4 protein-coding genes are annotated in these 7756 nt (G+C 71.5%); 3 read left to right on the top strand and 1 reads right to left on the bottom strand.

Annotated features, from left to right (window positions below):
- The 3 genes from nuoN to ACFFCA_RS19445 all read left to right on the top strand — a co-directional run.
- Positions 1-1255 (top strand): NADH-quinone oxidoreductase subunit NuoN (gene nuoN, locus ACFFCA_RS19455; RefSeq protein ID WP_375487886.1); only part of this gene is annotated, 1255 nt, incomplete at its 5' end.
- Positions 1256-1259: 4 nt separating this feature from the next.
- Entirely contained in the window at positions 1260-2273 is a 1014-nt protein-coding gene (locus ACFFCA_RS19450; protein WP_375487884.1) for a polyprenyl synthetase family protein, read from the top strand.
- 226 nt (positions 2274-2499) lie between these two features.
- Positions 2500-7110, top strand: a complete 4611-nt coding sequence (locus tag ACFFCA_RS19445; RefSeq protein WP_375487882.1) for a beta strand repeat-containing protein — start codon at positions 2500-2502, stop codon at positions 7108-7110.
- Here ACFFCA_RS19445 and ACFFCA_RS19440 read toward each other — a convergent pair.
- Complete coding sequence (locus ACFFCA_RS19440; RefSeq protein WP_375487880.1) at positions 7104-7397, bottom strand: hypothetical protein; 294 nt, start codon at positions 7395-7397, stop codon at positions 7104-7106. The two genes, ACFFCA_RS19445 and ACFFCA_RS19440, sit on opposite strands and share 7 nt — an antisense overlap.
- Positions 7398-7756: the final 359 nt, after the last annotated feature.

The raw sequence follows: 7756 nt of genomic DNA, 5'->3' as shown, positions 1-7756 counted from the left end.
GGCCGTGCTGCTCATGGCCGAGCGCAGCGTCGACATCGGCAGCCCCATCGTGGCGTCGTCCGCCGTCACCGTCGGCTCGCCCGACGACCGCCGGCTGGCCACCAGCGAGCGCGTGCAGACCGAGATCTTCCCGCTGTTGATGTTCAGCGTCGGCGGCATGCTGATCTTCCCGATCTCGAACAACCTCATCCTCATGTTCATCGCGCTCGAGGTGCTGTCGCTGCCGCTGTACCTGATGGCCGGCATGGCCCGCCGTCGCCGCCTGCTCTCGCAGGAGGCTGCGGTCAAGTACTTCCTGCTCGGCGCGTTCGCCTCGGCGTTCTTCCTCTACGGGCTCGCGCTGCTGTACGGCTACGCCGACTCGGTCGACCTGCCCGAGATCCTCTCGGCCAGCCGTGACAGCACGAAGTCCGACGTGCTGCTGTACCTGGGCCTGGCGCTGCTGCTCGTGGGCCTGCTGTTCAAGGCCGGCATCGCGCCGTTCCACAGCTGGACGCCCGACGTGTACCAGGGCGCGCCGACGCCGGTCACCGCGTTCATGGCCGCGTGCACCAAGGTGGCCGCGTTCGGGGCCATCCTGCGGGTGCTCTACGTCGGCTTCTCGACCTCGTCCTACGACTGGCGGCCGGTCGTCTGGGGAGCCGCGATCGCGTCGATGGTCGTCGGTGCCCTGTTCGGGCTGACCCAGACCGACGTCAAACGCATCCTGGCCTACTCCTCCATCGCCCACGCCGGGTTCATCCTGGTGGGGATGGTCGCGCTGACCAAGGACGGCATTTCCAGCGTGCTGTTCTACGTACTGTCCTACGGGTTCACCACGCTGGCCGCGTTCGGCCTGCTGATGCTCGTGCGTGACGCCGACGGCGAGGCCACCAGCCTGGCGCAGTGGGCCGGCCTGGCGCGCAAGAGCCCCGTCGTGGCCGTCGTCATGACCATCCTGCTGATGTCGCAGGCCGGCATCCCGCTGACGTCGGGCTTCACCGGCAAGTTCTTCGTGTTCCGCGCCGCGTACCACGTGGCCGGGCCGCTGGTGGTCATCGCCCTCATCGCCTCGGCGATCGCCGCGTTCTTCTACCTGCGGATCGTCGTGCTCATGTTCTTCGCCGAGCCGCCGGAGAACGGGCCGACCATCGCCATCCCGGGCTGGTCGACGTCCATCGCGCTCACCTTCGGCGTCGTCGTCACCATCTTCCTGGGCGTGTTCCCGCAGCCGATCCTGGACCTCGCGGGCAAAGCCGCGCATCTGACAGGCTGACGTCATGGCGGCCGTCCCGAAGTCCACCCGCGTCGCCCTCGGCCTGACCTTCGACGACCGGGAGCTCGAGGCCGCGATCCGGCGCGGGCTGGACGACGTGGAGTCCGCGCTGCGCACCGCGTGCGACTCGAATGACTTCTTCGTCAACGCCACCGCGCATCACCTCGTGGACGCCGGCGGCAAGCGGTTCCGCCCGCTGGTGACCCTGCTCGCCGCGCACTTCGGCCACCCCGACAAGCCGGAGGTCGTGCCGGCCGCGGTGGTCTGCGAGCTCACCCATCTGGCGACGCTCTACCACGACGACGTCATGGACGAGGCCGCCGTGCGCCGCGGTGCGATCAGCGCCAACTCGCGGTGGGACAACACCGTCGCCATCCTCACCGGCGACTTCCTGTTCTCGCGCGCCTCGAACATCCTGGCCGACCTCGGCCCCTTCGCCGTCCGGTTGCAGGCCCAGACCTTCGAGCGGCTCGTCATCGGCCAGATCCACGAGACGGTCGGGGCCGCCGAGGACGCCGACCCGATCGCGCACTACCTCGACGTGCTGGCCGACAAGACCGGCTCGCTGATCGCCACCGCCGCCGAGTTCGGCGCCTACTACGCCGGGGCGACGCCCGAGATCATCGCCGGGCTGCGCACCTACGGCGAGCAGATCGGCGTGGCTTTCCAGATCAGCGACGACATCCTGGACATCGCCTCGGACACCGACGAGTCGGGCAAGACGCCCGGCACCGACCTGCGCGAGGGCATCCCGACCCTGCCCGTGCTGTACGCACTGCGCTCCACGGACCCGTCGAACGCGCGGCTGCGGGAGCTGGTGTCGCGCCCGCTCGTCGACGACGACGAGCACGCCGAGGCGCTGCGCCTGCTGCGCGCGTCGGACGCGATCGCCGAGGCCCGGCAGACCCTCGCCGGGTACGCCGCCACCGCGCGAGCCTCGCTGGCCGTCATGCCGCACCTGCCCGCGCGCGAGGCGCTCGAGACGCTGACCGAGATCGTCATCACCCGTACCGGCTGACGCGCGGAGCGGTCCGGCCGGTTCCCCGGCCGCCGGGCTGGTCCGTGGTCAACGCTGTAACACGCGGTGTTACGGCTAGGCGACCCCGGCGCCAGCCCGGCCGATCGATCGACCGAGCGAGAGTCACGAGCAGGGCGTTTAGCTGTGCCGGGACCAGGGCATAAAGTCCCTGTTAGCTGGCGACCGGTCCCGGGCGCCGGTGTCCGCCGCGGGGGTGGAGGCCCTCGTGTCGCGCACCCTTCGCGCCCCTCGCGTCCCACGACGCGCCCTCGACGCGCGACGTGCCCTCGCCCCGCGCCGTGCGGCCGCCCTGCTGACGGCCGCCGCGCTCGTCGCGGTGGGCGCGGTGACCCTCACGAGCGCGAACGCCGACCCGGTCGACACCCAGGCGCCGACCATCGCGAGCTACCGGGTCCTCCCCACCAGCGTCGACGACACCGCGGGCGACCGGACCGCCACCGTGGTCGTGCGCATCCAGGACGGCGCGCAGGCGGGCGCCACGCCGTCGGGCTTCAGCAACGGCACCGTCACCCTGACGTCTGCGACCTCGACGAACCCGGGCACCACCCTGGACCCGGTCGGTTTCACCGACAGCGACCGGGTCAGCGGCACGCCGTACGACGGCACCTACGACATCGACGTACCCGTTCCCCAGGGCACCGCGGCCGGCGCCTACACCGCCTCCCTCTACCTCGAGGACTTCGCGGGCGCCAACGCGACCGTCGCCAACGCCACCCCGCTCACCGTCCGGCGCGCCAACGACACCGCCGCTCCCACGCTGGGCCAGCTCACGGCGAGCGCCTCGACCGTCGACGTCACGGCCGGCGACCGCCGCGTCACCTACACCGCCCAGATCTCCGACGCGCTGTCCGGCGCGACCGCGGCCCGCCTCACGGTTACCGGCCCGGACAGCACCGACACCCTGGACCTCGACCGCACCAGCGGCACGGCCCAGAACGGCGTCTGGACCGGCATCGAGCGCTACAGCTCCTACAGCACGCCCGGTACGTACAGCATCACCGCGATCACCCTGACCGACGCGTTCGGCAACACCGCCACCACCACCGGGCTGACCGGTGCGCCGGTCACCGTCAAGGCCGCCGTCGACACCACGAAGCCCAAGTACACGGCAAACTCGCTGACCCTCGACCGCACCAACGTCGATGTGTCCGACGGCGCCAAGACGGTGCACGTCACCATCGCCGCCACCGACGACCTGTCCGGGGTGGCCGCCGCCCACGTCACCTTCGTCGGCAGCGACGGGTACTCCCAGGCCGACGCCGACCTGACGCAGACCGGCGGCACGGTCACCAACGGGGTGTGGAGCGGCGACGTCTCCTTCGACACCCCGGCGACGTACACCCTCAGCCAGCTCATCCTGACCGACGCGCAGTACAACACCACGACGCTGTGCACGCCGCAGACCCCGGCCGACCCGTACGACACGGCGCCCCCCTCGAGCTGCGACGGCGCCCAGCCCGCCGCGATGGTGACGGTCACCTCCACCGACGACTCGACCGCCCCCGTCGTCAGCAACCTCAAGATCGGCCCGTCCACCGTGACCAGCGGCTACCTGGGCGTGGTCCGCATCGACGGCTCCTTCGACGTCTCCGACGCCGTCTCGGGCTTCGCCGGCGCGACGGTCACGCTGACCAGCAACTCCGGGGCGACGTGGCCGATCTACGTCACGCCCTACGACCTGGTCAGTGGCGACGTCCACAAGGGCACGGTGCTGTTCTCGACGTACATGTACGTGACAGGACCAGGCACGTGGACGGTGTCCTCGATGTCCGTCTCCGACCTGGACGAGAACACGGGCCCGGTGTCCACCGCGGGGTCCGGCAGCATCACCGTCAGCACGACCCGCGGCGACACCCAGGCCCCGGTCCTCACCGGCGTCACCGTCACGCCGAACCCGGTGAACACGACGTCCGGCGCGCAGACGGTCACCGTCACCGCGAGCCTGAACGACTCCCAGGCCGACGGCGGCGCCTCGGGCGTCACCGACACGACCGTCACCCTGGCCTCGCCCAGCGGCGTGCGCACGGATGTCGACGTCAGCACGCTGACCTCCGGCGACGACGTCAAGGGAACCTGGTCGGGCACGACCACGCTGGGGCAGTACGCGGAGCCCGGCACCTGGACGATCGCGGGTGCCTCGACCACCGACGCGGCCGGGCTGAGCCGCAGCTACGCCACCGGGTCTGCCCCGCTCGCCGGCACCTTCACCGTGCAGAGCGCGACCGACGGCACCGCGCCGGTGCTCACCGGCCTGTCGGTGCCGAGCACGACCTTCGACACCGCCGGCGCCGACCGCAGCGGCCTCGTGATACCCGTCCACGTGAAGGCGACCGACACCGGATCGGGCATCGACGACGTCACGGTCACGCTCGCCGGCCCGTACGGCCTGACGGCCAGCGCCACGACACCGGTCGACAACACCCTTGCCCTCGACACCGACGTGCTCGTCACCGTGCCGGCGTTCAACGCGGGCGGCGGCTGGTCGGTGACGGGCGTCGACCTGCTCTCCGACCGCGGACCGGACGGGCACTGGACCTCGGCGTCCCCGAACGGCCTCGGCGCGACGTTCACGCTCAGCACGCCGACCGACGACAACGGGCCGGCGGTCGCCGAGCTCGCGATCACCCCGAGTGCCATCAGCACCCGCGCGGCCACCGTCTCGGCCGACGTGCTCGTCCACCTGACCGACGACGGCTCGGGTACCACCCGGGCCGCCGCGACGCTCACCAGCCCGAAGGGCTACCAGACGTTGAGCACCGCGCTGACGCTGGTGGCCGGCGACGCGGGCGACGGCTGGTGGCAGGGCTCGATCCGGCTGCCCCGCTACGTCGACCCGGGCGACTGGCGGATCTCGCTGACCGCCCGCAACGCCCTGAACCACGGCACCGACATGAGCAGCGCCAAGCTCGCGACGGCCGGGCTGCCCTCGACGGTCAACGTCACCGGGGTGCTCGACAACAACGCCCCGCAGCTGACCAACCTCACCCTCAACCACTCGACCCTGTCCAGCGTGGACTTCGCCTCCGGCGGCTGGTTGATCATGTCGTTGACGGCCACCGACGACGCCTCGGGCGTCGCCGCCGTCGAGGTCACGCTGAAGGACCCGAACGGCGTCTCGCAGACCGTCGTCGGCAGCCCGGTCGCGTCGAGCACGCCCACCGACGCCTCCTACGTGGCGGCCGTGCCGCTGTCGTCGCTGGCCACGGTGGGTACGTGGCGGGTGAGCGCCGTCGCCGTCACGGACCTGGCCGGCAACCGGAGCACCACCGCGGACGGTCAGCTCGCCGCCTACGCGACGACCTTCGTGGTCACCGACGCCCCGGGCACGCCGCCCGCGACCACCACCCCGCCGCCGGTGCCGCCGACCAACGTCACCGCGATCCTGGCCGGCGGCACCACGGCAACCGTGACCTGGACCGCCCCGAGCAGCACGGTCAAGAGCTACACCGTGACGCCCTACCGCGACGGGGCCGCGCAGGCCACGGTGGCGGCGTCGACCACGTCGGCGACCTTCACCGGCCTGGCCCGCGGCGCGTCGTACACGTTCGCGGTCCGCGCGGTCAACGACGCCGGCAGCAGCGCGGCGGCGGTGCCGGACATCGGCCTGTACGTGCCGGCCGTCGCACCGTCCGCGCCGTCCGTCGGCACCGCGACCGTCAGCGGCACGACCGCGACGGTGCCCTTCACCGCGCCCGCCGACGACGGCGGGGCCGAGGTCACCTCCTACCGGGTCACGCCGTGGCTGGACGGGACGGCCGGCACGCCGGTCGTCGTCACCGGGAACGCGACGGCGGCCACGCTGACCGGCCTGCAGCGGGGCCGGGCCTACTCGTTCACGGTGGCCGCGCGCAACAACGTCAACTGGAGCCCGCAGTCGTCGGCGTCCAACACGGTGGCCGTGGCCGCGATCGCGCCGTCCGCGCCGGCCGGGTTGTCCGCCACCGTCTCGGGCACGACGGCCACGCTGAGCTGGTCGGCACCCATCGACGACGGTGGCGCCGCGATCACCGGTTTCGTGCTGAGCACCAAGATCGGCTCCGCGCCGGCCACGACGTCCCCGCTCGACGCCTCGGCGACCACGACCACGGTGACCGGGCTGCCGATCGGAACGGCCGTCAGCTTCTCGGCCATGGCCGTGAACGCCGTCGGGCAGAGCGCACCCGCGACCGCATCGGTGACCGTGCCGGTCCCGGCGCGGACCGCCACCACGCTGACCGTCACGTCCGCGCCGACCTCGCTGACCTACGGTTCGGCGCTGCCGGTCACCGGCAGGCTGACGTCGCCGGACAAGGCGGGCAAGCAGGTCGGGCTGGCCGGCCGCTCGGTGAGCCTGCAGTACCGGCGCCACGGCGTCGGCGGGTACGTCACCTTCGGCACCGCCCGGACGGCGACGGACGGCTCGGTCCGGTTCACGACGTTCAAGCCGGGCTACTCGGTCGACGTGCGGCTCGCCTACGCCGGTGAGGGCGCGGGCGCGCAGAGCAGCAACGGTCTCGCCGCCGCGACGTCCGCGGCCCGGGCGGTGGGGGAGTACGCCCGCATCTCGATCGCCGCGACCTCCAAGGTGCGCAAGGGCAAGACGTTCACGGTGTACGGCTCGGTGTCGCCGAACAAGTACCGCCACGTCGTCTACCTGCAGCGCCGCTCCGGCTCGCGGTGGGTGACGGTGACGCACCAGACGCTGTCGTCGCACAGTGGCTACCGGTTCACGGTGCGGGCCTCGTCGCGTGGCACCTTCGGCTACCGCGTCTACTACGGCGCCGACGGCTACCAGGCGTCGACGGGCAGCGCGTCGAAGAGCGTGCGCGTCTACTGACCGCGAGGCACGGACCGCTGCCGACGTCGGCGGCGGGTGAGCCGCACCCACTGCCCGAGTGCCAGCACGCCGCCGAGCACGCCCACCAGGTCCGAGGTCGTCAGGCCGTTGTGCTTCGTGACCGGGATCAGCACCATGCCCTCGAAGTCGCTGTCCACGACCAGCCAGACCAACGAGACGAGGGCGAGGGCCACCGCGCCGCCGCGATGCCGCGCGCCCAGCACCCCGGTGGTGGCCATGGCGGCGAGCAGCGTCCAGATCAGAACGATCATTCGCAGCTCGGACACCGGTTCGACGCTAGCCAGGGCCGCAACACCCACCCAGCTCGCTCGAGCCACCTCTCAGCTGCGAGCGGGCACGTCACGTCTGCCGCAGCAGGCAGCGGTCACCTGTTCGGGACAGGGAGCGCGAAGTCGATCCCCGGCATACCCAGCGACCCCAACTTCGGCCGCACCGACCTGTTCCAACTGATCATGATCAACAACACCTCCAAAAACCAGGTGTTGCGAGGACCCATTGAATCCGAGGCGCTTCTCGAACTGTCGATGATGGAACGGACACAACAGGCACATGTTGTTCAATGCGGTTCGCCCGCCGAGGATGTGTTCGAGGATGTGGTGGATCTTGGACTTCCCCTGATTTCACG

Origin of the sequence: uncultured Jatrophihabitans sp. (assembly GCF_964252635.1) — a bacterium.
Taxonomy (GTDB): domain Bacteria; phylum Actinomycetota; class Actinomycetes; order Mycobacteriales; family Jatrophihabitantaceae; genus Jatrophihabitans.
This window is presented reverse-complemented; position numbering and strand designations above follow the sequence as displayed.